The sequence below is a fragment of the Ruegeria sp. AD5 genome, from assembly GCF_056542345.1.
In genome coordinates this window covers 1,609,966-1,636,838 of record NZ_JBQFZR010000001.1, presented here as the reverse complement: position 1 = coordinate 1,636,838, position 26,873 = coordinate 1,609,966, and the positions used below count along the sequence as shown (strand labels likewise).

Below are 26,873 nucleotides of genomic sequence, written 5' to 3'. Positions count from 1 at the left end.
ACGAATTTTCTTGGCTCTATCGATCGGGCGGATGAAAGCTGTCTCAGCTTGCCTGAATTTGCCGGTCGACCATCCGTTGTACCATCGGTGCGAAATGGGCGAAATCCGGAGTCTCCATATCAGCGCGTTTTCCCGCTTCGTCCAGATAACGGACCTGAATGATCTCTTTCAGGTTCGGATTTGCCTCGAACTCGGCTATCTCCTTGGCACTCATCGGACCACCCTGCAGTTCCAGCGTATGGACTGAGGCTGCGGACAGGCGATTGAAATACTCCGGCTTGGTGGCGCAGAGATACCGCTTGGCTGCCACGTGGTATCGGCAGCAATCGGTGATGACCGACGGAAAGAACTGCTCCAACACCTCTGCACCCGCATCTTCATGATGCCGGTCCTCGGTATCGTTCGGATGGTAAGTGCCGAATTCCGACGTAAAATGGCCAATGTCGTGCAACAGCGCACCGACGATGATCTCTTCAGACTGTCCGTTCTGTTCCGCAATCGTGGCACCCTGCAGCATGTGCTGGGCCATGGTGACGGGTTCCCCCAGATATTCCTCACCCCCCCGACGATCGAAGATGTCACCGATAAAAGCCACGATATTGTCGCGGTTCAGGGTCGAGAAATCGGGTTTCATTCCGCCGCCTCCGGTTGTGTCATCTGCATGGCGGCCAGTGTCGAAAGCAGCCCATCCTTGTCAGCATAGCATCCCTGCAACCAGCGAGACCCGGCCCCGGAATAGCCCAGCCGTGCATGCATTACGCGTGTGTTGTCGACGATGAAGCTTTCGCCCGGTTCCAGCTTGAAAGACACGCCCATGGCGGGATCGTCTATGATCTCGCCCAGCTGGCGATAGGCGGCATAGTAGGCTTCCATCTTGTCAAAGGGCACATCCACGAACGGCGCGGACGAGCGGTTGTTGAAGCGAATGCCGATCAACTCGCCATCGGGGGAAAGCTCGATCATCGGGCGACGTGACCGCAAACAGACCCCGTCCGAACCTTTATACTCGAACCGTGCCGGATAGCCTGCAAGCAAGGCGAAGCCCTCGGGGTTCAGATCGCGCAGACGCTCAGCCGCGCGGAAACCATCGACAACGATGGAATCGCCGCCTTCAGCCGAATTCTCAAGGCAGTAGAGGATTTGCAGTGTCGGTACCGGGTCGCGATAAGGGTTGTCGGTATGGGCCTGCAACCCCAACCCAGTATAGGCGAGGTTGGTCGGGTTCACCTCGGTCCGAACCTCGAAATAAGGGCCATAATTTGTCTGGCGCACGTAGCCGAACAGATCGGCCACTTTCAGCAGCGATTCCGGCTCGGTCGGGCCACCTGTCAGCTTGGCAAAGCCGTACTCCGCGACGGCAGCCAGCCAGCTGCGCTTAGCCTCCGGGTCGGTGTGCACCCTTTCCCAGTCACCGCTGGGGGCGCTGATACCACGCTCCCATGTGGTGACGCCGGATGCGGTGCGGCCAACGTCTTGCGCCTGTTCGCGGTCATAAACGTGATCGGCCAGCCAATCGGCAGGGAACATCACGGATTTGTTTTCGGGCTGAAAGGTAACACTCAGATCGCCATTTTGGATCTCGGCGGTACTGACCGAGATATCGGTGGGGATATCGCCGATTGTAATCAGACGCTGCCCGTTTCCGGGTGCGCGGGTCTCGGGGTCCAGCGCATTGTCGCGCAGCCAAATGGCGTGGAAGCGGGCCTCGGTACCATCGGAAAACGCGATAGTGACCACAGATGGGTCGAAAGTGGCTGAGCGCAGCATGGGGTCTCTCCTATTCGGCGCGGACTTTGCTTGAGGAGATACGCGCTCCGTGGCATTACTACAATTAAACCTTATTGCCACTGAGGGCTGGAAATACTTATGGCTAAGAAGCAGATCGGTTTACCTCCTTTGGACTGGCTGCGCGTGTTCGAAGCCGCCGGGCGATTGGGCGGTTTTTCTGCTGCCGCGCGCGAATTTGGTCTGACCCAGGCGGCAGTCAGTCAACGGATCGGAAATCTTGAGGCATGGCTGGGCAGGTCATTATTTTTGCGCGAGGCGCGGGGCGTGTCGCTGACCATCGAAGGCGAAAGCTATCTGCCATTGGTGCAGGACAGCCTGCAAGCACTGGAACGCAATACCGAGGATCTGTTCGGCAAATCCCCGCGCGAGCTTCGGGTCGCGGGACTTTCGTCGCATATCTACGCGCTGGTTCTGCCAGCCTTGCCCACGTTCCTTGAGGCGCAGCCAAATGTGCGTGTAATGACAGACTCGATGGCCCGCCGCGCCTCGCTGGAGGAAGAGCGTACCTGGCTGCAGATCCGCTATGGCAGAGGCGTTTGGCCTGGACGAAAGGCAAAGGTAATTGCGCCTGAAGTTCTGGCACCGATGGCTGCATCTGGCATCAAGTGGGGTGCGCCGCTGATTGATTTGCGCGGAGAACGCCCGGGTTGGAAGGACTGGGCGCAGGTCGCGGGGGTTGATGAATTACCGGCTGGCCGGATCAGTTTTGACTCGGTAGGTCACGCGATCACGGCCGCGCGTCAGGGCATGGGGATCGCGTTGGGTTCACTACCGTTGGCTTCGGGCAGCTTAAAGACTGGTCAATTACACAGATTGGATATGCCCGAGCTTAGGACAAAGGATGGCTATTGGCTGACATGGCCCGAGGATCGGGCAAGGTCGAAACGGCAAAGGGCGTTGATAGACGACTTTCTGCAAGCGCTGCGGGGCGGGGCCTGATCAGAAGTCGATGGCGATGCCCTTTTTCTCCCAATCGCCATAGCGGGCCGGATCAGGACCGTCGCGCCCACCCAGTTCCTTGGGCTGCGCCTTGGCTTCCGCTTCGGCCTTTTTGCGACGTTCCTCAGCCTCGGCCAATGCGCGCTGAGCGGCGGGGGGCAGGTCTTTGCGCTCGTCACTCATGACATCGGGTTCCTTTCTGTTCAGGGCCTTGATATACGCCCTCGTCCGCCCAAGGCAATGCGGCAAAGGTCACGAGAGGCACTCAGCATCATGTCAAACTCTGCAACCGCCGCGCGGCGCAGTGCAATCTATCTGCTGGATCAGATATTGGGCGAGGGGCGGCTGTTACCTGAATGTCTGGCGGCGGGCGCATTGGATCGTCTGGTACCCGAGGATCGCGCGCGCGCGCAGCGTCTGACGATTGAAACCCTACGCGGGCTTGAGCGTGCCGACCGGCTGTTGGCCGATCACTTGCGGCAGACGCCCGCGCTGACTGTGCACAACGCGCTGCGGCTTGGAACGGTCGAGCTGTGTCAGGGCGAGGCCGCGCATGGCGTGGTCAATTCGATGGTCGAGATCGTGGGACGCTCGCGCAAGCATGGGCGGCTCAAGGGGTTGGTGAATGCAGTCTTGCGCAAGATTGCCGCCGATGGACCGGATGCTTGGCCCAAGATGCGCGTGCCCCGTCTGCCCGACTGGCTGCGCGATCCTCTGATCATGGCGTGGGGCGATGACGCAGTAAAGGGTATGGAACAGGCCCATTTCAATGGTGCACCGCTGGACGTGACGCTGAAACCGGGCGCCGAGGCGCCGGGCGGAAAAGCCCTGCCCACCGGCTCAGTCCGTTTGCAGGATGCGGGGCAGGTGTCGGCTTTGCCGGGCTACAAGCGTGGAAACTGGTGGGTTCAGGATGCGGCAGCGGCGCTGCCTGTGCGCGTGCTGGCCCCGAAAGCCGGGGAAAAGGTGTTGGACCTTTGCGCCGCGCCCGGTGGCAAGACGTTGCAATTGGCTGTGGTAGCGGCAGAGGTCACGGCGCTGGATATCTCCGAAACACGGTTGGAGCGGGTGCGCGAGAACCTGAAACGGACAGGTTTGAAGGCCAAGGTGATCGCTGGTGATGCGCTGGACCATCAGGGCCAGTATGATGCCATCCTGCTCGACGCGCCGTGTTCGGCGACGGGCACGATTCGCCGCCATCCTGATTTACCCTTCGCCAAGGATGGCTCGGAATTCGGGGGATTGATCGAACTACAGGCCCGGATGCTGGCCCATGCCTGGACCCTGCTCAAACCCGGAGGCCGATTGGTATATTGCACCTGTTCCTTGTTGCCGGACGAAGGAGAGGTGCAGATCGAAGAGGCGCTGGATCAATACCCGGATATGCAGATTGACCGTGCGGCGCTTGAGATTGCGGGCGTTGAACCGGACTGGATTACAGAAGAAGGTGGCTTGCGTCTGCGCCCGGATTTCTGGGCGGACAAGGGTGGCATGGACGGGTTCTATATCGCCTGTCTGAACAAATCCGCTTGAGGCGACGCTTTTCGATGACTTGACGCGCGGACCGGTCTATCGTGTGTTCAAGCGCCCGCAGAGCGCAAGGGGCAGAGTCGCAAGCGTCATGTCAGAATCGGACACAATGGCCAATCGCTGGATGCGGTTTCAGAACCGCCTTTACGCGCGCCTGAGCCAAAGGCGGAAGGCGGTTTCGGGATTCGTCAGCCAGCCTGAGCCTCGCACCGTGGGTTCGTTTGCACGCGGGCGACAACTGGTGGCCGGGAATCTCCTTTTCGCTGGATATCTAGTCGAGGCGGATGACACCGATCTCTGGGATGTTGCTGCACCCAGTCCGGATTTTGATGATGAACGCCACGGTTTCATCTGGCTGGATGATCTGGCAGCCGTCGGCGATATGCGCGCCCGTGAAAAGGCGCAGCGATGGGTCTGGGGCTGGATCACCGCACATGGGCGTGGGAAGGGCCCCGGTTGGGCACCGGACCTGACCGGGCGTCGGGTGATGCGCTGGATCAACCACGCGCAATTTCTGCTAAGTGGCGCTGACGAAGCGCAAAGCAGAGCTTTCTTCCGCACCTTGGCACAACAAACATGGTTTCTTTCCAAACGCTGGACAGCAGCAACACCAGGATTGCCGAGATTCGAAGCGCTCGCAGGGCTGGTTCAGGCTGGTTTGGCCCTGGAGGGGTTGGAGCAACTGGCTGATCCCGCATTGCGCGCACTGGCCCGGGAATGCGACCGCCAGATCGATGCCGAGGGCGGCATTCTCACCCGCAACCCTGAGGAATTGCTGGAGGTCTTCACTCTGCTGGCCTGGACCTCTGCTGCACTTGGTGAAGTTGGCCGAGGCACGCCTGCCTCTCAGACCGGGGCGATCAAGCGCATTGCACCTACTCTGCGAAATCTGCGTCATGCAGATGGATCTCTGGCCAGATTTCACGGGGGCGGGCGTGGGCTTGAAGGGCGGCTGGATCAGGCACTGGCACAAAGCGGTATCAAGCCGCAGCAGCATTCGGACCTGTCAATGGGTTATGCACGATTGGCCGCCTCCAGAACCACGGTTCTGGTGGATGCCAGCGCGCCTCCCAAAGGTGCTGCGTCGTTCAACGCCCACGCATCCTCGCTTGCGTTTGAGCTGACCTCGGGGCGCCGTCCTCTGATCGTGAACTGTGGATCAGGCGGCAGTTTTGGGCAGGAATGGCGCAGGGCAGGGCGCGCGACCCCGTCGCATTCGACCCTATGCGTCGAAGGGTATTCCAGCGCCCGGCTTGCAGAAGGCGCAAATGGGTCGTCGCAGGAAGCATTGGTGGATGGCCCGCAGGATGTGCCCGTGGATTTCGAGGATGCATTCGAAGGCACCCGCTTTATGGTGGGTCATGACGGCTACGCCAAAGTGTTTGGCCTGACCCATGCCCGCACGCTTGAACTGCGCTTTGACGGGCGTGAGCTGGTGGGCGAGGATATTCTGCTGACCGCAACCGACAAAGCCAAACGGCAGTTCGATCGCGCGATGGACGGGGCAGGTCTGCAGGGGATAGCCTTTGACATCCGGTTTCACCTGCATCCTGACGTTGATGCAGCACTTGATCTGGGTGGCGCTGCGGTGTCGATGGCGCTCAAAAGCGGTGAGATATGGGTTTTCCGCCATGATGGCGTTGGAAAGTTGTCAGTTGAACCAAGCGTTTACCTTGAAAAAGGCCGTTTGAAGCCACGCGCGACAAAACAGATCGTTCTATCTGGGCGCGCAATGGAGTATGCGACGCGCATCCGGTGGACGCTCAGCAAGGCTCAGGATACAGCCTATGCCGTGCGGGATACGCACCGGGACGAGCCCGTTTTCGACTGACGCCAAAAGGACCTTTGGACCCATGACCGACCTTCACCCCGTGCGCCGCGCGTTGCTTTCCGTTTCCGACAAAACCGGGCTGATCGAGCTGGGAACGGCGTTGGCCGAACGCGGGGTTGAACTGCTTTCGACCGGCGGTACCGCGAAGGCGCTACGCGATGCGGGGTTGGAGGTGAAAGATGTCAGCGAGATCACCGGCTTCCCCGAGATGATGGATGGCCGGGTCAAAACGCTGCACCCGATGGTCCATGGCGGGCTGCTGGCTCTGCGCGATAATGACACCCATGTCGCCGCGATGAACGAACATGGTATCGGCGCAATCGATCTGCTTGTGGTAAATCTCTACCCATTTGAAGCGACCGTGGCCAAGGGCGCTGCCTATGATGAGTGTATCGAGAACATCGATATCGGCGGCCCAGCCATGATCCGGGCGGCATCCAAGAACCATGCCTTTGTAAACGTGGTTGTGGATGTCGAAGATTACTCGTCACTGCTGGATCAGCTGGAAGAGAATTACGGTAAGACTTCCCTGGGCTTCCGTCAGTGGCTGGCGCAAAAGGCCTATGCCCGCACTGCCGCTTATGACACAGCCGTGTCTAACTGGATGGCCGATGCGCTGGAGCTTGAGGCCCCCAAACGCCGCGCCTTTGCCGGTGAGCTGAAACAGACCTTACGATATGGCGAGAATAGCCACCAGTCGGCAGCGTTCTATGTAGATGGCTCGGGTCGTCCGGGCGTGGCGACGGCGGTACAGCATCAGGGCAAGGAACTGAGCTATAACAACATCAACGATACCGATGCCGCCTTTGAGTTGGTCGCTGAGTTCGACCCGGTCGAAGGGGCAGCTTGTGCGATTATCAAGCATGCCAATCCGTGTGGTGTAGCGAAAGGTGCGACGTTGCTTGAGGCCTATAAAGCCGCGTTCGACTGCGACAGGACGTCGGCATTTGGCGGTATTGTGGCGTTGAATCAACCGCTGGACGTGGAAACCGCGCAGGAGATCACGGGGATTTTCACCGAGGTTGTGATCGCTCCAGGGGCGTCAGACGAGGCCAAGGCGATCTTCGCCGCCAAGAAGAACCTGCGCCTGCTGACGACCGAAGCTCTACCGGATGTGACCGCCGGTGGTAAAACTCTGCGACAGGTGGCAGGTGGCCTGCTGGTACAGGACAAAGATAACGGCTTTGTTGGTATGGATGACTTGAAGGTGGTCACCAAAAAAGCGCCATCTGAGGAGCAGATGCGCGACCTGCTGTTCGCGTGGAAAGTGGCGAAACATGTCAAATCCAACGCCATCGTCTATGTCAAAGACGGCGCGACCGTGGGTGTCGGCGCGGGGCAGATGAGCCGCGTTGACTCGGCACTGATCGCGGCAAAGAAAGCCGAGCGTATGGCTGATGCGCTGGGCTTGCCCCAGCCGCTGACCATCGGTTCGGCCGTAGCTTCTGATGCATTCTTCCCCTTCCCCGATGGGCTTATGGAGGCCGCCGAGGCAGGCGCAACATGCGTTATTCAGCCCGGCGGTTCGATGCGTGATGATGAAGTGATCGCGGCGGCGGATGAGGCCGGTCTGGCCATGATCTTCACCGGCATGCGGCATTTCCGTCACTGATGCGCGGTTCGTTCATCCTATGGGCCGGTTTGGCGGCGTTTTTGATCGACCAGATCAGTAAGTATCTGGTCGTTCACGTAATGCGCGTAGCGCAGGGCGATATCGACGTGCTGCCACCGCTTCTGGTTTTCAGATACGGCGAGAATCGCGGCATCAATTTTGGCCTGTTTCAGGGCGACGGTGACGCCGCCCGATGGGTGCTGATCGGGGTTTCCGTGGCGATCTGCCTGGGCGTCCTGATCTGGCTGGGCCGCATCGCTCCTACGAAGCTTCAACAATTCTGCGGCGGTCTTCTTATCGGCGGGGCGCTGGGAAATGTCGTGGACCGGGTGCTTTACGGCTATGTTCTGGATTTTTTGAACATGTCCTGCTGCGGGATCAGCAACCCTTTTGTGTTCAATCTGGCGGATGTGTTCATATTTGCGGGAGCTTTGGGATTGGTCCTGTTCGATGGCAAAAAGCCCTCGTGACCTGCCGGACGATATGCGATAAAAGCGCCTGAAACTGGCTGGAGACACTGATGCGTATGCCACGCGCCATTCTTGTTCTGACACTCGCCGTTGTCGTTGCGGGCTGTTCCGATATTGGTTTGCGCAATCTTGATCCGCCCGGAGCGGGGCCGGATGAATTTTCGGTATTGCCCGTCAAGCCGCTGACCCAGCCCAAGGACTACGCCTTTCTTCCAGCGCCGACTCCCGGCGGTGCAAACCTGACCGATCCTAACCCCAAAGCGGATGCCGTTGTGGCGCTGGGTGGTAGTGAGGCAGCGCTGAACCCGAATACCTCAATACCGGCCAGCGATGCCGCGCTTGTGACGGCCTCAAGCAGATATGGCGTTCCTGCCAATACGCGTCAGGTAACGGCCGAAGAGGATGCGGCTTTCCGCAAAAATCGCGGTCGCTGGACCCGCCTGCGCCTGTTCCCGGTTGATCGGTACTCGCAGGTCTATGAACGTCAGTCAATCGATGCGAACGCGACCAATGAAGCGGCGCGTCGTCGTGGGATCGAAACGCCGTCGGCCCCGCCGCTGGAATGAATTCTTCTTAACTTTCCGTCATTGGCCTTGAACCCCGGCGGCACCACCGTAGTTTGAATATCAGAAATGAAACGGAGGATGCCCCATGGTTCGGGCCCTGGCATTGTCGGCTGCCCTGATCGCCGCCACCCCCTTGTTCGCGAAAGAGGGGCAAGAGGCTGTCACCGCATTTACGCTGGAAAACGGCATGGACGTCGTAGTGGTCGAGGATCATCGCGCGCCTGTTGTTCAGCATATGGTCTGGTACCGGGCCGGATCCGCCGATGAACCGATTGGATCCTCTGGCGTTGCGCATTTCCTGGAACATCTCCTGTTCAAAGCCACCGACACAATGGAAGCGGGCGAGTTGTCAGCCACTGTCGCGGCCAATGGCGGCAATGACAACGCTTTCACTTCTTACGACTACACCGCCTATTTTCAGCGCGTCGCCGCTGACCGGTTGGAACTGATGATGCGGATGGAGGCAGATCGCATGCGCAACATCCGCCTGACTGAGAATGATATCATCACCGAACGCGACGTGGTTCTGGAAGAGCGTAATCAGCGGACCGAAAACAATCCACGCGCTCTGTTCGGAGAACAGATGAATGCAGCGCAATATTTGAACCACCGTTACGGAGCGCCGATTATCGGCTGGCGCCACGAGATGGAGGCGTTGGATATGGACGACGCCCTGTCCTTCTACCAGACCCATTATGCACCCAATAACGCCATATTGGTCGTCACCGGAGATGTTGACCCCGACGAAGTCAGGGCGTTGGCCGATCAGTACTACGGTGTTATCCCAGCCAACCCTGATTTGCCCGAGCGGGTACGCTCGCAAGAACCACCCCAGACTGCCGAACGTCGCCTGACCTTCAAGGATGCGCGTGTGGCACAACCCTACGTGCAGCGCAGCTATCTGGCCCCTGAACGGGACGCCGGTGAGCAGGAGAAGGCCGCTGCCCTGTTTCTTTTGGCGGAATTGCTGGGAGGAAGCACAACCTCATATCTGAATGAAAAGCTGCAATTTGAGCAGCAGAAGGTGGTCTATACCGGTGCGTTCTACAAGGGGGTCTCATTGGATGACACGACCTTTGATCTGATCGTTGTGCCGGCTGAGGGCGTTTCGCTTCAGGATGCGGAGGATGCCATGGATCAGGCCGTTGCGGATTTCATCGCGGAAGGTGTCAAGGATGAAGACCTGGAGCGCATTAAGATGCAGCTCCGCGCCGCGCAGACCTATGCGCGCGATAACGTGGACGGTATTGGAAACCGCTATGGTCGTGCGTTGACCAGCGGGTTGACGGTCGAAGATGTGCAGGCCTGGCCCGACATCCTGCAGGCTGTGACGGGTGACGAGATCATCGCGGCTGCCCGTGAAGTGCTGCAACCTGAAACCTCGGTCACTGGCTGGCTGATGCGTGACGATGAGGTGACACAATGAAACGGTTTGCCGCAACGCTGATTGCGCTGATCATTGCCCTTCCCGCCTGGGCCGAGATTAAGATCAAAGAGGTAAACTCGCCCGGTGGTATTACCGCTTGGCTGGTCCAAGATCATTCGATCCCCTTCACTGCGCTGGAACTGCGGTTTCGTGGAGGAACGTCGCTGGATGATCCCGATAAACGCGGCGCGGTCTATCTGATGAGCGGCCTGATTGAGGAAGGCGCCGGCGACATGGATGCCCGCACCTATGCGCGCGAACTTGAATCTCTGGCTGCGTCCTTCAGCTACAGGGCAACAGATGATACGGTCTCCATTTCGGCGCGGTTCCTGACTGAGAACCGGGATGAAGTGATTGATTTGCTGCAGACCACAATTCATGAACCGCGTTTCGATGAGGATGCCATCGATCGGGTGCGCGCTCAGGTGATTTCGGGTCTGAAGTCCGACCAGACTGATCCAAGCGATATTGCCGGACGTAGCTTTGCTGAAATGGCATATGGGGATCATCCTTATGCGTCGGACGGTAAAGGTACGATTGAAAGCGTTTCAAGCCTGACCCGCGACGACATCGTCGCTGCCTACGACAATGTCTTTGCCAAGGACAGACTGTATGTCGGGGCTGTTGGCGACATCACGGCAGAAGAGTTGGGCGTACTGTTGGACGAATTGCTGTTGGATCTGCCAGCAACCGGGAAACCCATTCCAGACAAGGCGAAGGTCACCATTGACGGCGGTGTCAGCGTAGTGGACTTCAACACTCCGCAATCCGTCGCCCTGTTCGGGCAAAGTGGCATTGATCGCGACGATCCCGATTTCTTTGCGGCCTATATCCTGAATCACATTCTGGGCGGCGGCGGATTCGAAAGTCGCCTTATGCAGGAAGTACGTGAGAAACGTGGCCTGACCTATGGCGTGGCGACCTATCTGGTGCCCAAGGATCTGGCGTCAGTGTATCTGGGCTCGGTCTCATCTGCCAATGACCGCATCGCCGAAGCGGTCGAAGTGATCCGACAGGAATGGGCGCGCGCGGCTGCGGAAGGTGTGACGCAGAAAGAATTGGATGACGCCAAGACCTATTTGACCGGGGCCTATCCGCTGCGTTTTGACGGCAATGGCCAGATTGCCGGAATCATGGTCGGGATGCAGATGGAAGATTTGCCTATCGACTACATTGCGACTCGCAACGACAAGGTGAATGCAGTGACCTTGGAGGATGTGAACCGGGTGGCGTCTGAACTGCTGGACCCCGAGGGTCTGCATTTCACCATCGTCGGCAAACCGGAAGGGGTGGACGGCTGACGTCGTCCATTTACCCGCTGCCGAACAGAATTATTCGTTGTTATTGAATAATTTTTCTTGGAATTGACGGCAGTGGGTGATGCGAACCACTGGCGAAAGCAACGAGTTTGTGACCTCTTGCAGGGCGCAGCGCCAGACAGAAGATCGGCGATTCTCCGCCTTAAGTAATCGTTAACTCGCCTTGGCCATACTTTGGCCAGAAATGTCGAGAATTCTATGTTAGTCGGGAGCGGAGATGGGATTCAGAAGATCAACATCTCCTGAGACGAGGCTTGGGACGGATAGCGGCACCATGATAGTTGCGATAATGGGATTGGGAATACTTGCAGGGTTGTTAACCTTTGATGCCGCTTTGATTGTCGGTCAATCTCTGCTCAGCGCTTTCGCACTTTACGTGGTGGCCGGTACGCTGACATCGCTTTTGGTAGCAGCGGGTATCTATTTCAGAAGCTCTTGAATTTGGTAGGTTGGAAATAAAGCCCAGCGACTGAAAAGCTTGCCACCAATCGGATCCCTGTGTTCTAACCTAAGCTTGGTCCTTTTTCGCTGCGCGCAGCATCTGACCCATCATCTGGCCAAACTTGCCCGAGCCGCGCTGATACAAAGCCCCATCGACGGCCATGACTGTTCCGCTGATATAGCTCGCCATATCAGAGCTAAGGAACAGGCAGGCATTTGCCACATCCTGGGGTTGACCCCAGCGACCCAGCGGGACGTCCCGACGCAGCTCTTCATGGGCGTTTTCGGTAGGGGCCAGCCGTTTTGCGCCTTCGGTTCCTTCGATAAAACCCGGAACGACCGAATTCACGCGAATCCCTTCGACGCCCCATTCCATTGAAAGGGTTCGGGTGATTTGATCAACGCCCGCCTTGGCGGCGCAAACATGGGCCTGCCCTTCGTAAGGCAGATAGGATTGCGGGGCCGAAATGTTGATAATGCTGGCACCGGGACGTTTGAGATAGGGGTAGGCCCCTTTCATGACGTGGATCGTGCCCATCAGATCGATATCTACGACCGCCTTGAATGCATTGACCGACATTTCAGATACCAGCGCTGGGAAGTTGCCGGCAGCACCAGAAATCAGGACATCGAAATCTCCAAAAGCGTCGTGGAATTGCTTAAGGCCTTCGGCTACGGCCTCTGGATTGCGAACGTCGAACGCCGCGCCGGTCGCGTCGGATGCGCCTGCTGCTTTCAACGCAGCCACGGTATCATCGACCTTTTCCTGCGACCGACTGGCGACAGCCAGATTAGCACCCGAGGCCGCAAAGGCCTCGGCAATGCCGCGATTGATACCGCTGGTGCCACCAATGACGATGACGGTCTTACCTGAAAAATCCATTTAGGCCTCCGGTGGTACGGGGGCCTTACTCTCCGTAGGGCACCCAGATGTTTTTCACTTCGGTCGCAGCCTGCAGGAAGCGGCGCGAATGGTCCACGCTCCAGTCAAATGCCGTCGCGTTATTGACCCAAGTCCGCTTCAGATTTCCGGCCGAGACGATCTCGATCTCTTTAGACAGATCGGTGGACGAGAACGACCAGACCGCATCCACGTTCAGATGCGAGGCCAGCGGCTTTGCCAGCTCTGCGTGGCTGCCGGTCAGGATGTTGACCACACCGGCGGGCACGTCCGAGGTTTCTAGGATCTGGTAAAAATCCGTTGCTGCCAGCGGGTAGGGCTCACTTGCCGCCAGAACCACCCGGTTGCCCATCGCAATCGCTGGCGCCATGGCCGAAACTAGACCCAACAGGGGTGTTTCGTCCGCACACAGGGCGCCGATCACGCCAACCGGCTCTTTCATGGCAATGGCGACGCCCCGGATCGGAACACCATGTACTTGACCATCATACTTGTCCGCCCAGGCGGCGGCGGTGAACAGTCGCTGGATCGAGGCCTCAACCTCTTTCGCGCCGTCTTTCTTACCGGTCATCGCATCAATACGAGCAGCGAACTCGCCCGCACGTGCCGAGAGGTTTTCACCGATGTAATACAGGATTTGAGCCCGCAGATGGCCGGTGGTCTTGGACCAGCCTTTTGCACCCGCTGCAGCCTCAACCGCGTTGCGTACGTCCTTGCGGTTGGCCAGACCCACATGGCCAAGTTGGCCGGATTTGCCCCAGACGGGTTTCGAATAGCCGCCATCGGGTCGCGCCTGCTTACCGCCGACATACATCTTGGCGGTGCGGTCAATAGGATCGACTGGAGCGCCTTCGCCCATTGCCGCCTCAATCTTCGTCAGCGGTTTGGCCTTGGCTTTGGGCTTGGTATAGGCCGTCAGCCCTTCCCAACCGCCTTCACGGCCAAAGCCGCTTTCGCGTACACCGCCGAACCCGGCAGCAGCGTCGAACAGGTTAGTTGCGTTCACCCAGACCACGCCCGCAACCAGCTTGGGCGCGATATCCAGCGCGAGGTTCACGTTCTCGGTCCACACAGTCGCGGCCAGCCCGTAGCGGGTGTTGTTGGCCAACTCGACCGCTTCTTCCGGGGTGCGGAAGGTCGAAGAAACCAGAACCGGGCCAAAGATTTCTTCCTGCATCAGCGGATCGGAGGTTTCGAGCCCAGAGATCAGCGTTGGTGGATAGTAGCAGCCATTCGAGGGCAGCTCACAGGCCGCCTGATGCACGTGACCCGCAGTGTTGCTCTCGACCATTCCTTTAATGGTTTGCAACTGAACCGGGTCCACAACCGCGCCCACATCGATGCACTTGTCCAGCGGATCACCAATACGCAGATTGTCCATCCGGGCACGCAATTTGTCGTGGAAGCGATCAGCGATACCCTCCTGCACCAGAAGGCGCGAGCCCGCACAGCAGACCTGGCCCTGGTTGAACCAGATCGCGTCGACCAAGCCTTCGATCGCTGAATCAATATCGGCGTCGTCAAAGACGATGTAGGCGGACTTGCCGCCCAGTTCCAACGTCAGTTCTTTGCCAGAGCCAGCGGTCGCTTCACGGATGCGACGGCCCACGACGGTCGAGCCGGTAAAGGCGATTTTGTCGACGTCCGAAGACACAATCATCTCACCAACGGCACCATCACCTGTGACGATGTTGACCACGCCTTTCGGCAACCCGGCCTGCATGCAGATGTCGGCAAACAGCAGCGCGGTCAGCGAGGTGTACTCGGCCGGCTTCAGAACCACCGTGTTGCCCATTGCGATTGCAGGCGCGATCTTCCACGCCAGCATCAGCAGCGGGAAGTTCCACGGGATGATCTGGCCGCAAACACCCAGTGCTTCGGCATCTGGCAATTCGCTTTCCATCAACTGCGCCATGCCGGCGTGATAGTAGAAATGCCGCTGTGCCAGGGGGATGTCGATGTCGCGGGATTCTCGGATCGGCTTACCGTTGTCGAGGCTTTCGAGCACAGCAAACAAACGCGAGTGCTTCTGCAGCAGGCGCGCAATCGCGTAGAGGTAGCGCGCACGACCCGCACCGCCCAGCTTCTCCCATTTCGGTTGCGCTTTACGCGCTGCAGAAACGGCGGCGTCTACGTCAGCCTGTTTGGCTTGTGTCAGTTTGGCCAGCACCTCTCCGGTTGCTGGGTTGCGGCTGTCGAACCCTTTGCCGGGTTTGGTGAATGCGCCATCGATGTAGTGGCCGAACTTGTCGCCCTGATCAACCAGCCAGGCCAATGCCTCGGCTGCGCTTTCGGGGGCAGGGCCGTAGTCCATGGTCTCGAAAATCTCTTTGACTGTCATTGTTTTTGTCCTCAGCCCATGGAGTGACGGTAACCGGCGGAATAAGCGCCGGTAACATAGTGTTCCAACTGCCGCTCTATGTCGCCCAGCAGTGATGAGGCGCCAAAGCGGAACAGATCAGGTTCCAGCCAGCGGTCGCCCAGCTCGTCCTTGATCAGCGACAGATAGACCAGCGCATCCTTGGCTTTCGAAATCCCACCCGCAGGCTTGTAGCCTACGCGATAGCCGGTGCGGTCATAATAGTCGCGAATGGCTCGGATCATTACCAACGACACAGGCAAGGTGGCGTTGACGCTTTCTTTGCCGGTCGAGGTCTTGATGAAGTCTGCCCCTGCCATCATGCACACCAGCGAGGCACGGGCGACGTTGCGCAGGCTGCCCAGCTCTCCGGTCGCCAAAATGGCTTTGACATGTGCATCGCCGCAGGCGACGCGGAAGGCCTTCATCTCATCATACAGGGCCTGCCAGTCGCCAGACAGCACATGACGGCGCGAGATGACGATGTCGATCTCCTCGGCTCCGGCCTTCACGCTTTCTTCGATCTCTGCCACACGCAGATGAAACGGAGAGAGCCCGGCCGGGAAGCCAGTGGATACCGCCGCAACCGGAATACCAGTGCCTTCCAATGCGTCCACAGCCGTTTCGATCATGTCATGGTAGACACACACCGCTCCGGTTGTGATCGGCGGCATGTCCAGCGCCTGCAGAACTGAAGACGCGACAGGTTGACGAGCCTTTGCGCACAGGCGACGAACCCGCCCAACCGTGTCATCGCCCGACAGAGTGGTCAGGTCGATCATTGTGATCGCTTTGAGCAGCCATGCGGCCTGGTATTCTTTTTTCACCGACCGCCGACCGGGCAGCGTCGCTGCGCGGCGCTCGATGGCCGAAGTGTTGGCCTGCACGGCCCGCACCCAATCCAGATCCAGATCCATTCCTGGGTTCCGGGGCTCGGTCACTTGCGGCAGATGCGGGGTGCGCACGGTGCTTTCTGAGCTCTGCGTTTCCATTATTCCGTCCTTTTGGAGGTTCGTGTCAAAATCGCATGGGTCGCAGCGAAAGGGAAGGTGTGCCAGCGTCGTAAAGGGCAAATTTTTGACCAAATGGACAAATATAGTCGTTTTCTTGCGAGTAATTCGCATTTGCATTGACTTAGTTGCGAATGGTTCTCATATTTTGACTTAACAGGATAACCGTTCGGAGTCTGAAATGATTCGTCGATCGCTACTTACGGCATTGGCTCTCGTGCTTGTGTGGCCCGTTGCCGCAATCGCTCAAGCGCCGCTGAAAGTCGTCGCCACCACCGGCATGATTGCAGATGCTGCGCGCCAGGTCGGCGGTGAACAGGTCGACGTGAAGGGCTTGATGGGACCCGGTGTCGACCCGCACGCCTATCGCCAGACCCGCACCGATATTGTTGCGATGACCCGCGCTGATCTGGTGCTGTGGCACGGCCTCTATCTAGAGGCTCAGATGGAAGGTTTCTTTGACGATCTGGGCCGCAAGCGGACAGTGGTTGCCGTGGCGGATGGCATCGACACATCGAAACTGCGCGCCCATGACGATTACGCTGACAAATTTGACCCGCATGTCTGGATGAGCCCGGTTCTGTGGCGCGATGTCGTGATCGAAGTGCAGGAAGCTCTGACCGAAGCCCGACCCGAAGCGGCAGATGAGTTCGCAGCCAACGCACAAGCTTTTCTGGCCGAGATCGATCTGCTGGCCGCCTATGGCAAGCAGGTTTTGGCGGCCGTTCCCGAAAACAACCGCGTGTTGGTGACTGCGCATGATGCATTTGGCTATTTCGGTGATGAATATGGCTATGAGGTGCTGGGTATTCAGGGCATCTCAACCCAATCCGAGGCAGGGTTGAACCGGATCGGTGAGTTGGTCGAAACTCTGGTAGAGCGTCAGCTGAACGCCGTGTTTGTGGAGAGTTCCGTTTCAGATCGGTCTATGCGTGCCTTGATCGAGGGAGCTTCGGCCGAAGGTCACAAAGTGGGTGTTGGCGGAGAGCTGTATTCCGACGCGATGGGCGAGCCGGGCACATATGAGGGTACTTATATCGGTATGCTCGATCACAACATTACCGTGATTGCCGGCGCGTTGGGGGCGGATGTGCCCGAACGCGGCATGAACGGAAAACTGTCGGCGGGGTTTTGAGCCATGATTGAACTCGCCACAGTTCAAGGGGTTTCTATCGAAGGGCAGGACATTGATCTCTGTCCTCTCGCCATACGGGGTTTGACCGTCTCGTACGGTCAGAAACCCGCAGTCTTCTCGGTCGATATGACGGTGCAGCCCGGCGCCATGACGGCAATTATCGGGCCAAATGGGGCGGGCAAATCAACCTTGCTAAAGGCTGCTTTGGGGATCGTGTCTCCGTTGTCGGGTCAGGTGACCGTGTTTGGTCAGCCGCTCGAGGACCAGCGGGCACGCATCGCCTATGTACCACAGCGCGCCAGCGTGGACTGGGATTTCCCGACGCGCGTGATTGATGTGGTGCTGATGGGCTTGTCGCGTCAATTGGGCCTGCTGGGTCGTGTTCGTGCCCGCCATACCGCCCGTGCCATGGACTGTCTGCACCGTGTCGGGATGCGGGAATTTGCCAACCGTCAGATCGGGCAGCTTTCTGGTGGTCAGCAACAGAGGGTCTTTCTTGCGCGCGCTTTGGCACAGGATGCCGACATGTATTTGTTGGACGAACCTTTTGCAGGCGTGGACGCCGCGACTGAAAAGGCGATCATCGCCGTGCTGAAATCGTTGAAAGAGGCTGGCAAGACCGTTGTTGTAGTGCATCACGATCTGGCCACGGTCACCGACTATTTCGATCATGTGTTCCTGATCAACACCCGCAAAGTGGCCGAAGGTCCGGTTGCACAGGCCTTTACCGCTGAAACGCTGCAAACCGCTTATGGCGGACGTCTTGCAACGGCTCAAATCGATCAGATTTCGCGCGCGCTGGGGTAATCATGCTTTGGGAGGCTTTGACCTTACAGCTTGGCTATAACGCCACGCTGGTTGCCATTGGTGCGACGTTACTGGGCGTTTCGGCAGGTGTGACGGGCACGTTCTTATTCCTGCGTAAACGCGCGCTGGTTAGCGATGCCATCAGCCACGCGACCCTACCGGGCGTTTGCCTTGCCTTCATGGTGCTGGTGGCCCTCGGTGGTGATGGGCGTAACTTGATCGGACTACTTGCAGGTTCGGCAATATCCGCATGGGTTGGTTTGCTCTGTATGAACTGGCTGACCAGTCGCACACGTTTGGCAGAAGATGCAGCGATCGGCGCAGTGTTATCGGTGTTCTTCGGTTTTGGTGTCGTACTGCTGACGGTTATTCAAACCATGGGGGTTGGACGCCAGGCAGGATTGGAAGGATTCTTGCTGGGTTCTACTGCGGGGATGCTGTGGGCGGATGCTCTGGTCATCGCGATCGGGGGCGCGGCAACTTTGGTGCTGGTGATGATCATCCGCCGCCCGATGACGATGGTCGCCTTCGATCCTGAATATGCCGCCGCGCGCGGGTTGCCCGTGCATCGGATTGATCTGGCGATGATGGGGCTCGTGATGGCGGTGACCGTGGTCGGGTTAAAGATCGTTGGTCTGATCCTGATTGTTGCTCTGCTGATCATCCCGCCTGTGACAGCGCGGTTCTGGACGGAGCGATCCGACCGCGTGGTCGTTCTGGCCGGTTTGGCCGGAGGTCTTGCAGGGTATCTGGGGGCAGGTGTTTCGGCCTCGGCTCCGAACCTGCCGACCGGACCGATCATCGTTCTGGTCAGTTTTGGGTTCTTTGCCTTGTCGCTCCTGCTCGCGCCGGTTCGGGGTGTGTTGGCAGCTATTCTCAGCCACCTTCGGTTCCAGCGTCGAGTGCACATTCGGCAGGGACTGCTGGCACTGGCGCAGGGGCAGCAAATCTATGAACCCCTAACCATTCGCCTGTTACGCCGCACCGGCCTTGTGCGCGCCGATGGAGTTGCAACGGAGGAAGGGAGGGCGCGTGCGGCCAAGGCCCTACGAGACGAAAAGCGGTGGGAGATCGTCCGCGCGGATCAGGCGCATGAGGCCACTGCGGCGCTGTACGATGGGCTGCGCGATATCGAGACTGTGCTGACTCGCGATCAGATCGCCGAGATCGATCGCCGTATCGGCGGCCCGCAGGAGGTCACGCCATGAGCGGAGAAGAGTTCGTACCCCTGTCGCTGACGCCTTTGTTGATTGGGACATTCGCGGCCATCGCATGTGCTCTGCCCGGTAACTTTCTGGTGCTGCGCAAGCAAGCGCTGATTGGCGACGCGATCAGCCATGTGGTGTTGCCCGGTATTGTCGTCGCGTTTCTGCTGACAGGCGCAATTTCAACATGGCCGATGATGCTTGGCGCAGCAGGGGCTGCTGTGGTCGCCGTGGTTATGATCGAAGCGATCCGGCGATTGGGTCAGATCGAGCCGGGGGCAGCGATGGGTGTCGTATTCACGACCATGTTCGCCGGTGGTGTCCTACTGCTTGAGCAGACTGACACTTCGACCGTCCATTTGGACGTTGAACATGCGCTTTACGGCAATCTGGAAAGCTTGATCTGGCTGGATGCAACGGACTGGTCGTCGCTGCTGGATCTACAGGCATTGGCAGGGTTGCCACCTGAATTGCCGCGCATTGCGCTGACACTGACGGGGGTCTTGCTGTTCACGTGGTTGTTCTGGCGACCGCTCAAGATATCGACCTTCGATGAAGGCTTTGCGCGCACAATTGGTATCCGCACTGGTGCGTTAGGGATGGCTCTGGTGATCATAGCTGCGATTGCTGCTGTCGCGGCATTTGATGCAGTGGGTTCGATCATCGTGATTGCAATGTTCATCTGCCCGCCAGCTGCGGCACGGATGATGACCAACCGGTTGGAAGTCCAGATCGTCTGGAGTGTCCTGTTCGCAACCCTTTCCGCCGTGTCCGGTTATGTTTTAGCGGGCTATGGCCCATTGTGGTTGGGGGCTGCGGATGCTGTCAGCGCCGCTGGAATGATCGCCACGATATCAGGCCTGATTCTGGCGCTGACCGCTGCTTTTGGCCCATGCCGAACCCGCAGCGGAGCGCCCAGTCAGGCTTGACTTGGCGTATTCACGCCAACGCCCATCACGCAGTTTCGGCTGAACTTCGCCAAGTGGAAACAATCACGAATTCTTAACAAGATTTATTCCATTTTCGGTGATACCAAACTTTCAATTGGAAACCACAAGACCACCACTCACTCTGGTATATCCGGCCAGTTCTGACCTTAGTCGCTACCCCCTTAACGGCGCGGTCAAACTGGCCGGATACCTCGTTTAAAGCCCGCTCTTCACAATTCAAACCAGTGGTCGAATCGCGTGCACATATGCTAGGTCTAGCGGTATGGTGTATGCTAACCCCAATATCAGCGACGATCGGCCGGTCATTCGACAGCTTGACGACGCAGCGATCAACCGGATTGCAGCGGGTGAAGTCGTGGAACGGCCTGCTTCTGCCGTCAAGGAACTGGTCGAAAACGCCATCGATGCCGGGGCCACACGTATCGCTATTGAGGTCGCGGATGGCGGCAAGACCCTGATTCGTGTCACCGATGATGGGTGTGGGATCGCAGCGGGGGATTTGCCTCTGGCGCTGTCGCGCCATGCGACATCGAAGATCGACGGGTCAGATCTGTTGAATATCCACACATTTGGATTTCGCGGTGAAGCACTGCCCTCGCTGGGGGCTGTCGGGCGTTTGACCATCACCAGCCGTGTCTCGGGTGCTGATGCGGCCTCGATCCAGGTGTCCGGTGGCAAAATGGATGCAGTGAAGCCAGCAGCCTTGCGCGCTGGGACTGTGGTTGAGTTGCGAGACCTGTTTTACGCCACCCCGGCACGGCTGAAGTTCATGCGCACGGACCGGGCCGAGGCGCAGGCGATTTCAGACATTGTGAAACGTTTGGCGATGGCCGAGCCTTCGGTCGCGTTCACCCTGCGCGATGTCTCGGGCGGGGGAGAGGGGCGCGTGACCTTCCGCGCCGACCGCGAGAATGGCGATCTGTTTGATGCGCTGCATGCCCGATTGGCGCGCGTTCTTGGCCGTGAGTTCGCTGAGAATGCTTTGCAGATCGATGCCACACGCGAAGTGCTCAGGCTTTATGGCTATGCCGCGCTGCCGACCTATTCGCGCGGGGCTGCAGTGGCGCAGTATCTGTTCGTCAATGGGCGACCCGTGCGGGACAAGATGCTGACCGGTGCGCTGCGAGCGGCCTATTTCGATTTCCTCAGCCGCGACCGGCATCCGGCGGCGGCGCTGTTCATAGATTGCGATCCAACGCTGGTGGATGTGAATGTACATCCGGCAAAATCCGAGGTTCGGTTCCGCGATCCGGGCCTCGCGCGTGGCTTGATCGTGTCCAGCCTGCGTCACGCGTTGGCCGAGGCCGGGCACCGGGCATCTTCGACCGTGGCCAACGCAACCTTGGGTGCGATGCGGCCCGAGCTCGCACCTGCAACCCCGGCGCGGGTGTATCAAATGGATCGCCCGTCACCCGCGGCGCGTCAGGCGGCCTATCGGGCGCAGTCTCCGGGCTTTGCGGAACTGTCGCAGGACTATAGCGGACGCATCATGGAACCGGTGCCCGAAACTGCACCGGTGGATGAGCCGCAAGACCTGCCCTTGGGGGCGGCGCGCGGGCAGGTGCACGAGAATTACATCATCGCCCAAACGGCAGACGGCATGGTGATCGTGGATCAACACGCTGCACATGAACGGCTGGTTTACGAAAAGCTCAAGTCCCAGATGGCCGAAAATGGCGTTGCCGCACAAGCGTTGTTGATCCCCGAAATCGTCGAACTGACAGACGGTGACTGCGCACGTCTGATGGCCGTTGCAGAGGACCTGTCGCGCTTTGGATTGACCATCGAATCCTTTGGTGGCGGAGCAATCGCCGTGCGCGAAACTCCGGCCATTCTTGGCGAGGTCGATGCCCGCGCGATGATCCTCGATATCCTTGATGAGCTTGCCGATCAGGGCGAAAGCCAGATGGTGCAAGCGCGGATCGAGGCGATCCTGAGCCGCGTGGCCTGCCATGGCTCGGTTCGGTCTGGCCGTTGGATGCGGGCCGAAGAGATGAATGCCCTGCTGCGTGAGATGGAGGCGACGCCCCATTCCGGGCAGTGCAACCACGGGCGGCCAACTTATGTGGAACTGAAGCTGAGCGATATCGAACGCCTGTTCGGCCGCAGTTGATCCGCTGGCCCGCTCGGGCTATGAAGAATAAAACAAGAACATCCGAGGCATCATGATCGAGATTGCTGGCACCCAATATGCGTTGAATGACCCTATCATCCTGATAGCAGGCGGGGTGGTGGTATTGATTCTGCTGCTTCTGTTTCTGTCACTTCGAGCGTCACAGCGTTCAGCTCGGATGGCGGAGCCGCTGGCCCGGCAGATGGCGCACCTTGGGCAGCATGTGCAGCAACTGGGCCAGGGGCAGGAACAACTGCGGGGTGGCCTACAGCATGTCTCGGACACGCAAGCCAACGCGCAGGTGCAGGTGATCCAGACCGTTGAATCCCGCCTGTCATCGGTGCAACAGCAGATGAATGACCGGCTGGCGGATAACGCGATGAAATCGGCACGCGCCCTGGCTGAGATGCAGGAGCGGATGAAGGAATCGCTGCATGGTTCGTCGAAACAGACGGCGACCTCGCTGACGCAATTGCAGGAACGTCTGGCAGCCATCGACAAGGCGCAGGACAATATCACCAAGCTTTCAGGCGACGTGCTGTCATTGCAGGATATTCTGTCGAACAAGCAGACGCGCGGGGCTTTCGGGGAAATCCAGCTGAACGATATCGTTTCAAAGGCGCTGCCATCAGATAGTTTTCAGCTGCAGGCCACGTTATCGAACGGACGGCGCGCTGATTGCCTGATCAACCTGCCGAACCCTCCCGGACCGATCGTGATCGACAGCAAGTTTCCGCTGGAAGCCTATGAGGCGCTGATCGGATCGACCAATGATATGGAGCTGAAAGCAGCGGTACAAATGTTCCGCAGTACCGTGCGTAAGCACATCAACGATATTGCCGAGAAGTACATTCTAGACGGTGAAACTGCAGATGGTGCGCTGATGTTTCTGCCCTCTGAGGCAGTCTATGCCGAGCTGCACGCCAAGTTCCCTGAATTGGTGCAAGAGAGTTTCTCGAAACGCGTTTGGATCGTTTCACCCACAACTTGCATGGCGACGCTGAACACCATGCGGGCGATCCTTAAAGATGCGCGCATGCGCGAACAGGCCGGTGCGATCCGCAAGGAATTGGGGCTGCTGCATAAGGATGTGGAACGTTTAGGCGACCGGGTGTCGAACCTCGACCGTCATTTCGGGCAGGCTGCAAAGGATATCTCGGAAATCAAGATCAGCGCGGAAAAGGCGGGTCGCCGGGCGCAACGGTTGGATAATTTCGATTTCGAAGAGCTTGCGCCGGATGACCAAACAAACGTCGTGCCGCTGGGCAAAACCGAAGGGTAAGCGTTATTGGATCGACAGGTCCAAATTGTAACCAACCGTCTTGCCTGTGTCGCGATCGTTACCCATCAGATAAACACGTATGGTGTAGTCGCCATCATCGGGAAGCTCGATCCGGGCGGTATTTCCATCGATTGAGCCGTTGTAAATTGCGACGCCGTCGCTATCCGGCGGCAAGATGTTGAAATAGATCACGCCGTTGCCATTGGTGTCACTGACCTTAAGGTCGGCGAACATCTCCTGCCCAGCCTTGGCTCCGAGTTTATAGTCGAAATATTCGTCGCCGGTGACAGTACCGTTCACCATCGTGCCGAAATTGCCCGGTTGGAATTTAACGTCTGCGGACATCTGTGCGGAAACGCTGGCCCCAAAAGTCAGCAAAAGCGCTGTGACTGCCATCCTTAAGAACATTGAAAACCCCGATTTAGTTAGCGTCGATAAACAACCCTACCACAACGGATCAGATTCGAAGGAATGGCTGGAACAGGCGCGGCATCAGCTTGCTGAACTTCAGTGGAGCATCAGTGACGGCCAGGCAAATGCAGTCTTCAGAGATATCTGCCGTAGGGGTATGATGGATAGACTGGTCAGCGATTTCGACATCGCCGCGGTCGAAGCGGTCGATCTCGTCAGAGAATGCACCCTGCAGGACCATCGTCAGTTCTATGCCTTTATGGCTGTGATCCGGCACCGCTGCCCCGGCGGGGATAAACAACAACCGGGCGGTGGCTTCGCTGGTCGTGGGCAGGATTGCCTGTTTGACACCCATGCCGACGGGCTTCCATTTGATCGCGTTCACGTCGCCGCCGACATAGTCCTGCAGCGGTGTCGGAAGAACTGCACAAGACGGGTGCGCGGGTTTCACCTTTGGTGCGCCCTGAGCAATCAATGCCATTGTTGCCGCCAGTGAGCCGTCACTCATGCTTGCTGACGCATCTTGTTCCTGCAAAACGCATCCGCCAACTGCGTCAAAGCTTTCAGCGCGGGCGCGGCAGTGGTCGCACAGAGACAGATGCGTTGCGACCATCAGGTCAAACGCTTCGGGCAGATTGCCTGCGGCATAGGCCATCAGCAGGTCGTCTGTCAGGTGATGTTTAATCTCGTTTTTCATGCTCGTCATCTCAGTTCATCGCGTGGCGCAAGCGGTCCAGCGCCAGCCGTATCCGTGATTTGATCGTTCCCAAGGGCAACCCGGTCTGAGATGCGATTTCTCGATGGCTCAGATCTCCGAAGTAGGCCTTCTCGATCAGCTGTCTTTGCGCCTCAGGTAATGCCGCCATGGCATCACGCAGCTGCGCGGTTTCCTGTTGCAGAGCTAGAACGTCTTCCTGTTCCGGCTCCGCCTCCGGCCCCCACCCGAGGTCTTCGGGTTCGGGGCGGCGTTGCTTGCGCAATACGTCAATGCGCTTGTTCCTTGCGATCGTGAACACCCAGGTCGCAACCGTTGCCCTTGTCGGGTCAAACAGATGAGCCTTGTGCCACAAGGTCGCCATGACCTCCTGCGCGCATTCTTCAGCCAGGGCGGCATCCGAACCGGACTTGATCAGGAACGCCTTGATACGAGGCGCGAAATGCTGAAAAAGTTCGGCGAAGGCCGCCTGATCCTGAGCGTCTCGGATTCGACGGACGTGTTCGACCCAATCCTTTCTGGCGCCACAAGTATTATTCTGTCCGTTCACCGAGTTGCCCTTAAAACGCTTAGGTCCGCGCCAAACGATTCTTCCAGCAGCTTCTGCCGCCGGTTCGTCCAATGTCGCGGTGTCAGTCTCGGTAAACATAACCACATTACGTGGGGACACCCAAGGTGGATCAGTCGGTTGGATAAATTTCATCCAAAACCGGCTGAATATCGTACTGTGAGATACCAGATATGCGGAAATGCATGTCAATTGAATGATTTGCGGGCAGGGCGGAAAATCTGTTTCATGAACAGAATTGATTATATCGCGGGCCATACCTTTCACGGGCGCAAAGGTGCGGTCGAGAATGCGTTTCGCTATTCCGTCGATTACATCTTGCTAGACCCCGAGGCCCACCCCAAGACCCCATCCCTGTTTTCGATCAATGGCGCGAACCTGACAAGCTGGCGAGATTGCGATCATGGGGGTGAACCTGGTCAGGGTCGCGGGGCGATCTGGCTGCGTGAGTGCTTTGAGGCGCAAGATATTCCACAACCGGACAGGATGACCTTGCTGACACAACCCCGTGTGTTAGGGCATGTGTTCAATCCGGTCAGTTTCTGGTTCTGTTTTGATAAAGATAACCAGCTTTATGCTGTGGTGGCCGAGGTGACCAACACTTATGGCACACGCCATAGCTACTTGTGCCACAAACCCGATCTTTCACCGATTGCACCTACCGATCGGATACTTGCGGACAAGCTGATGCATGTCTCTCCGTTTCAGAAGATCGAGGGCACCTATACCTTCCGCTTTGACTATCAGGACGAACGTGTTGGTGTCTGGATCGATTATGGGCGTGCCCGAGGCGGTTTGATTGCCACGCTGACCGGTCCGCGCCAGCCGTACAGCAACCGGATCATTCTAAAGTCTCTCTGGCGGCGTCCGTTCGGCGCGCGCCGGGCGGTGTTTCTGATCCACTGGCAGGCGGTGAAGCTGTGGTTCAAACGGGCGCGGTTCAGCCCGTTTCGTACCGCGCCGGTTCCCGATCAGCCTGTATCCCGGTCGCGGCACTAAAGCCCTCCGCTTTGCGCAAGATCAAAGACGGTCACCTGCGGGATCGTGCAGAAATGCCTGGACCGCGAACACGAGGAGTTGAGACAGATGTTGGAAATCTCGGCAAGAAAGATCGCCCAGGTCGCCATGATGGGGCGTGAACTGGACCGGGCCGAGGGCGAATTGCGCGCATTCATCGACCGTATGGGTGAGGATGAGCAAGCAGAACTGGTGGCCGTCATGTGGATCGGTCGAGAAAGCTTTTTTGCCGAGGATTTGGCCGAAGCGATTGCGACGGCTAAGTCCGAAGCCTCGACGCCTTGCGCGGATTATCTGATCGGAACACCGCATTTGTCGGACCATCTGGAAAACGGTTTGGACGCGCTGGGTATTTCAGCCGAGGACGTTGAAAACGATCTGATGTAGTCGGTGATCTGGCGACGGGTCAGCTTATCCTAGCGTATGAAGCAAAATTAATGCGGCCTTCCGTCGGGGTTAATGTCGAGTTCTTTGATCA

General features: G+C 58.3%; 26 protein-coding genes. 17 read left to right on the top strand and 9 right to left on the bottom strand.

The genetic code is table 11. From position 1 onward, the window contains the following. Positions 1-43 precede the first annotated feature (43 nt). Both tmpB and tmpA read right to left on the bottom strand, forming a co-directional pair. Positions 44-634 (bottom strand): (R)-1-hydroxy-2-trimethylaminoethylphosphonate oxygenase, encoded by a 591-nt coding sequence (tmpB, locus tag ACR0JG_RS07820; RefSeq protein ID WP_480568768.1) that lies wholly within the window; start codon positions 632-634, stop codon positions 44-46. Next, positions 631-1,767 (bottom strand): 2-trimethylaminoethylphosphonate dioxygenase, encoded by a 1,137-nt coding sequence (gene tmpA, locus ACR0JG_RS07815; RefSeq protein WP_170733900.1) that lies wholly within the window; start codon positions 1,765-1,767, stop codon positions 631-633. Before tmpA ends, tmpB begins: the two co-directional genes overlap by 4 nt. Positions 1,768-1,866: 99 nt before the next feature. Here tmpA and ACR0JG_RS07810 point away from each other — a divergent pair, with 99 nt between their 5' ends. Then, a complete protein-coding gene (locus ACR0JG_RS07810) occupies positions 1,867-2,727 on the top strand; it encodes a LysR family transcriptional regulator (RefSeq protein ID WP_480568764.1) in 861 nt (286 codons plus the stop codon). Here ACR0JG_RS07810 and ACR0JG_RS07805 read toward each other — a convergent pair whose 3' ends face one another. Continuing rightward, positions 2,728-2,910, bottom strand: coding sequence for a DUF1674 domain-containing protein (locus tag ACR0JG_RS07805; RefSeq protein ID WP_170394659.1), 183 nt, complete (start codon positions 2,908-2,910; stop codon positions 2,728-2,730). Positions 2,911-3,000: 90 nt separating this feature from the next. Between ACR0JG_RS07805 and ACR0JG_RS07800 the strand changes: the two genes are divergently transcribed. The 8 genes from ACR0JG_RS07800 to ACR0JG_RS07765 all read left to right on the top strand — a co-directional run bounded on the left by ACR0JG_RS07800 (position 3,001) and on the right by ACR0JG_RS07765 (position 11,920). Then, entirely contained in the window at positions 3,001-4,260 is a 1,260-nt protein-coding gene (locus tag ACR0JG_RS07800) for an RsmB/NOP family class I SAM-dependent RNA methyltransferase (RefSeq protein ID WP_480568761.1), read from the top strand. 88 nt (positions 4,261-4,348) lie between these two features. Then, a complete protein-coding gene (locus ACR0JG_RS07795) occupies positions 4,349-6,088 on the top strand; it encodes a heparinase II/III family protein (RefSeq protein WP_480568758.1) in 1,740 nt (579 codons plus the stop codon). Between the two features lie 22 nt (positions 6,089-6,110). Further along, on the top strand, positions 6,111-7,700 hold the full coding sequence (purH, locus tag ACR0JG_RS07790; RefSeq protein ID WP_480568755.1) for a bifunctional phosphoribosylaminoimidazolecarboxamide formyltransferase/IMP cyclohydrolase: 1,590 nt from the start codon (positions 6,111-6,113) through the stop codon (positions 7,698-7,700). Continuing rightward, positions 7,700-8,170 carry a signal peptidase II gene (lspA, locus tag ACR0JG_RS07785; protein ID WP_170394647.1) on the top strand — a complete coding sequence of 157 codons (471 nt, stop codon included), beginning with the start codon at positions 7,700-7,702 and terminating at the stop codon, positions 8,168-8,170. Before purH ends, lspA begins: the two co-directional genes overlap by 1 nt. Positions 8,171-8,220: 50 nt before the next feature. Continuing rightward, a complete protein-coding gene (locus tag ACR0JG_RS07780) occupies positions 8,221-8,736 on the top strand; it encodes a DUF3035 domain-containing protein (RefSeq protein WP_170408488.1) in 516 nt (171 codons plus the stop codon). A gap of 85 nt (positions 8,737-8,821) precedes the next feature. Then, on the top strand, positions 8,822-10,162 hold the full coding sequence (locus ACR0JG_RS07775) for a M16 family metallopeptidase (protein ID WP_480568752.1): 1,341 nt from the start codon (positions 8,822-8,824) through the stop codon (positions 10,160-10,162). Next, positions 10,159-11,463, top strand: coding sequence for a M16 family metallopeptidase (locus ACR0JG_RS07770; RefSeq protein WP_480568749.1), 1,305 nt, complete (start codon positions 10,159-10,161; stop codon positions 11,461-11,463). Before ACR0JG_RS07775 ends, ACR0JG_RS07770 begins: the two co-directional genes overlap by 4 nt. Before the next feature lie 307 nt (positions 11,464-11,770). Next, entirely contained in the window at positions 11,771-11,920 is a 150-nt protein-coding gene (locus ACR0JG_RS07765) for a hypothetical protein (RefSeq protein WP_480568746.1), read from the top strand. 69 nt (positions 11,921-11,989) lie between these two features. On the opposite strand, the gene ACR0JG_RS07760 is transcribed toward ACR0JG_RS07765, so the two are convergent. The 3 genes from ACR0JG_RS07760 to deoC are packed head-to-tail and all read right to left on the bottom strand — an operon-like array spanning position 11,990 to position 16,174. Further along, complete coding sequence (locus ACR0JG_RS07760) at positions 11,990-12,805, bottom strand: SDR family oxidoreductase (protein ID WP_480568743.1); 816 nt, start codon at positions 12,803-12,805, stop codon at positions 11,990-11,992. 25 nt (positions 12,806-12,830) lie between these two features. Then, the gene (locus ACR0JG_RS07755; protein WP_480568740.1) at positions 12,831-15,164 is read right to left on the bottom strand and encodes an aldehyde dehydrogenase family protein; all 2,334 of its coding nucleotides are present in this window, start codon (positions 15,162-15,164) and stop codon (positions 12,831-12,833) included. Positions 15,165-15,175: 11 nt separating this feature from the next. Next, positions 15,176-16,174, bottom strand: a complete 999-nt coding sequence (gene deoC / locus ACR0JG_RS07750; RefSeq protein WP_170394626.1) for a deoxyribose-phosphate aldolase — start codon at positions 16,172-16,174, stop codon at positions 15,176-15,178. A 199-nt stretch (positions 16,175-16,373) separates the two neighbouring features. Between deoC and ACR0JG_RS07745 the strand changes: the two genes are divergently transcribed. From ACR0JG_RS07745 to ACR0JG_RS07720, 6 genes are all read left to right on the top strand, one after another. Next, positions 16,374-17,327: a metal ABC transporter solute-binding protein, Zn/Mn family gene (locus tag ACR0JG_RS07745; protein ID WP_170408483.1), complete on the top strand. Its 954-nt coding sequence runs from the start codon at positions 16,374-16,376 to the stop codon at positions 17,325-17,327. Positions 17,328-17,330: 3 nt separating this feature from the next. Continuing rightward, the gene (locus tag ACR0JG_RS07740) at positions 17,331-18,134 is read left to right on the top strand and encodes a metal ABC transporter ATP-binding protein (RefSeq protein WP_480568736.1); all 804 of its coding nucleotides are present in this window, start codon (positions 17,331-17,333) and stop codon (positions 18,132-18,134) included. 2 nt (positions 18,135-18,136) lie between these two features. Further along, positions 18,137-19,342 (top strand): metal ABC transporter permease, encoded by a 1,206-nt coding sequence (locus tag ACR0JG_RS07735; protein ID WP_170626787.1) that lies wholly within the window; start codon positions 18,137-18,139, stop codon positions 19,340-19,342. After that, positions 19,339-20,268, top strand: coding sequence for a metal ABC transporter permease (locus tag ACR0JG_RS07730; RefSeq protein ID WP_170426196.1), 930 nt, complete (start codon positions 19,339-19,341; stop codon positions 20,266-20,268). Before ACR0JG_RS07735 ends, ACR0JG_RS07730 begins: the two co-directional genes overlap by 4 nt. A 283-nt stretch (positions 20,269-20,551) precedes the next feature. Then, on the top strand, positions 20,552-22,402 hold the full coding sequence (mutL, locus tag ACR0JG_RS07725; RefSeq protein WP_480568733.1) for a DNA mismatch repair endonuclease MutL: 1,851 nt from the start codon (positions 20,552-20,554) through the stop codon (positions 22,400-22,402). 52 nt (positions 22,403-22,454) lie between these two features. Continuing rightward, entirely contained in the window at positions 22,455-23,684 is a 1,230-nt protein-coding gene (locus ACR0JG_RS07720) for a DNA recombination protein RmuC (protein ID WP_170426200.1), read from the top strand. 3 nt (positions 23,685-23,687) lie between these two features. Here the strand turns inward: ACR0JG_RS07720 and ACR0JG_RS07715 are convergent, their stop codons facing one another. The 3 genes from ACR0JG_RS07715 to ACR0JG_RS07705 all read right to left on the bottom strand — a co-directional run bounded on the left by ACR0JG_RS07715 (position 23,688) and on the right by ACR0JG_RS07705 (position 25,459). Beyond that, a complete protein-coding gene (locus tag ACR0JG_RS07715) occupies positions 23,688-24,029 on the bottom strand; it encodes a hypothetical protein (protein WP_255611950.1) in 342 nt (113 codons plus the stop codon). 112 nt (positions 24,030-24,141) lie between these two features. Beyond that, the gene (locus tag ACR0JG_RS07710) at positions 24,142-24,792 is read right to left on the bottom strand and encodes a ChrR family anti-sigma-E factor (RefSeq protein ID WP_170408477.1); all 651 of its coding nucleotides are present in this window, start codon (positions 24,790-24,792) and stop codon (positions 24,142-24,144) included. A 10-nt stretch (positions 24,793-24,802) separates the two neighbouring features. Then, the gene (locus ACR0JG_RS07705; protein ID WP_170408600.1) at positions 24,803-25,459 is read right to left on the bottom strand and encodes a sigma-70 family RNA polymerase sigma factor; all 657 of its coding nucleotides are present in this window, start codon (positions 25,457-25,459) and stop codon (positions 24,803-24,805) included. 147 nt (positions 25,460-25,606) lie between these two features. On the opposite strand from ACR0JG_RS07705, the gene ACR0JG_RS07700 reads away from it, so the two are divergent. Together ACR0JG_RS07700 and ACR0JG_RS07695 are read left to right on the top strand one after the other, a co-directional pair. Beyond that, entirely contained in the window at positions 25,607-26,377 is a 771-nt protein-coding gene (locus ACR0JG_RS07700) for a DUF1365 domain-containing protein (protein WP_170802569.1), read from the top strand. An 87-nt stretch (positions 26,378-26,464) separates the two neighbouring features. Next, positions 26,465-26,782 (top strand): DUF3775 domain-containing protein, encoded by a 318-nt coding sequence (locus ACR0JG_RS07695; RefSeq protein ID WP_170408475.1) that lies wholly within the window; start codon positions 26,465-26,467, stop codon positions 26,780-26,782. Positions 26,783-26,873 lie beyond the last annotated feature (91 nt).

Excerpts from the sequence above, each read along its gene's own strand:
- tmpB (WP_480568768.1), bottom strand. The coding sequence starts at position 634 with ATGAAACCCGATTTCTCGACCCTGAACCGCGACAATATCGTGGCTTTT.
- tmpA (WP_170733900.1), bottom strand. The coding sequence starts at position 1,767 with ATGCTGCGCTCAGCCACTTTCGACCCATCTGTGGTCACTATCGCGTTT.
- ACR0JG_RS07810 (WP_480568764.1), top strand. The coding sequence starts at position 1,867 with ATGGCTAAGAAGCAGATCGGTTTACCTCCTTTGGACTGGCTGCGCGTG.
- ACR0JG_RS07805 (WP_170394659.1), bottom strand. The coding sequence starts at position 2,910 with ATGAGTGACGAGCGCAAAGACCTGCCCCCCGCCGCTCAGCGCGCATTG.
- ACR0JG_RS07800 (WP_480568761.1), top strand. The coding sequence starts at position 3,001 with ATGTCAAACTCTGCAACCGCCGCGCGGCGCAGTGCAATCTATCTGCTG.
- ACR0JG_RS07795 (WP_480568758.1), top strand. The coding sequence starts at position 4,349 with ATGTCAGAATCGGACACAATGGCCAATCGCTGGATGCGGTTTCAGAAC.
- purH (WP_480568755.1), top strand. The coding sequence starts at position 6,111 with ATGACCGACCTTCACCCCGTGCGCCGCGCGTTGCTTTCCGTTTCCGAC.
- lspA (WP_170394647.1), top strand. The coding sequence starts at position 7,700 with ATGCGCGGTTCGTTCATCCTATGGGCCGGTTTGGCGGCGTTTTTGATC.
- ACR0JG_RS07780 (WP_170408488.1), top strand. The coding sequence starts at position 8,221 with ATGCGTATGCCACGCGCCATTCTTGTTCTGACACTCGCCGTTGTCGTT.
- ACR0JG_RS07775 (WP_480568752.1), top strand. The coding sequence starts at position 8,822 with ATGGTTCGGGCCCTGGCATTGTCGGCTGCCCTGATCGCCGCCACCCCC.
- ACR0JG_RS07770 (WP_480568749.1), top strand. The coding sequence starts at position 10,159 with ATGAAACGGTTTGCCGCAACGCTGATTGCGCTGATCATTGCCCTTCCC.
- ACR0JG_RS07765 (WP_480568746.1), top strand. The coding sequence starts at position 11,771 with ATGGGATTGGGAATACTTGCAGGGTTGTTAACCTTTGATGCCGCTTTG.
- ACR0JG_RS07760 (WP_480568743.1), bottom strand. The coding sequence starts at position 12,805 with ATGGATTTTTCAGGTAAGACCGTCATCGTCATTGGTGGCACCAGCGGT.
- ACR0JG_RS07755 (WP_480568740.1), bottom strand. The coding sequence starts at position 15,164 with ATGACAGTCAAAGAGATTTTCGAGACCATGGACTACGGCCCTGCCCCC.
- deoC (WP_170394626.1), bottom strand. The coding sequence starts at position 16,174 with ATGGAAACGCAGAGCTCAGAAAGCACCGTGCGCACCCCGCATCTGCCG.
- ACR0JG_RS07745 (WP_170408483.1), top strand. The coding sequence starts at position 16,374 with ATGATTCGTCGATCGCTACTTACGGCATTGGCTCTCGTGCTTGTGTGG.
- ACR0JG_RS07740 (WP_480568736.1), top strand. The coding sequence starts at position 17,331 with ATGATTGAACTCGCCACAGTTCAAGGGGTTTCTATCGAAGGGCAGGAC.
- ACR0JG_RS07735 (WP_170626787.1), top strand. The coding sequence starts at position 18,137 with ATGCTTTGGGAGGCTTTGACCTTACAGCTTGGCTATAACGCCACGCTG.
- ACR0JG_RS07730 (WP_170426196.1), top strand. The coding sequence starts at position 19,339 with ATGAGCGGAGAAGAGTTCGTACCCCTGTCGCTGACGCCTTTGTTGATT.
- mutL (WP_480568733.1), top strand. The coding sequence starts at position 20,552 with ATGGTGTATGCTAACCCCAATATCAGCGACGATCGGCCGGTCATTCGA.
- ACR0JG_RS07720 (WP_170426200.1), top strand. The coding sequence starts at position 22,455 with ATGATCGAGATTGCTGGCACCCAATATGCGTTGAATGACCCTATCATC.
- ACR0JG_RS07715 (WP_255611950.1), bottom strand. The coding sequence starts at position 24,029 with ATGTCCGCAGACGTTAAATTCCAACCGGGCAATTTCGGCACGATGGTG.
- ACR0JG_RS07710 (WP_170408477.1), bottom strand. The coding sequence starts at position 24,792 with ATGAAAAACGAGATTAAACATCACCTGACAGACGACCTGCTGATGGCC.
- ACR0JG_RS07705 (WP_170408600.1), bottom strand. The coding sequence starts at position 25,459 with ATGTTTACCGAGACTGACACCGCGACATTGGACGAACCGGCGGCAGAA.
- ACR0JG_RS07700 (WP_170802569.1), top strand. The coding sequence starts at position 25,607 with ATGAACAGAATTGATTATATCGCGGGCCATACCTTTCACGGGCGCAAA.
- ACR0JG_RS07695 (WP_170408475.1), top strand. The coding sequence starts at position 26,465 with ATGTTGGAAATCTCGGCAAGAAAGATCGCCCAGGTCGCCATGATGGGG.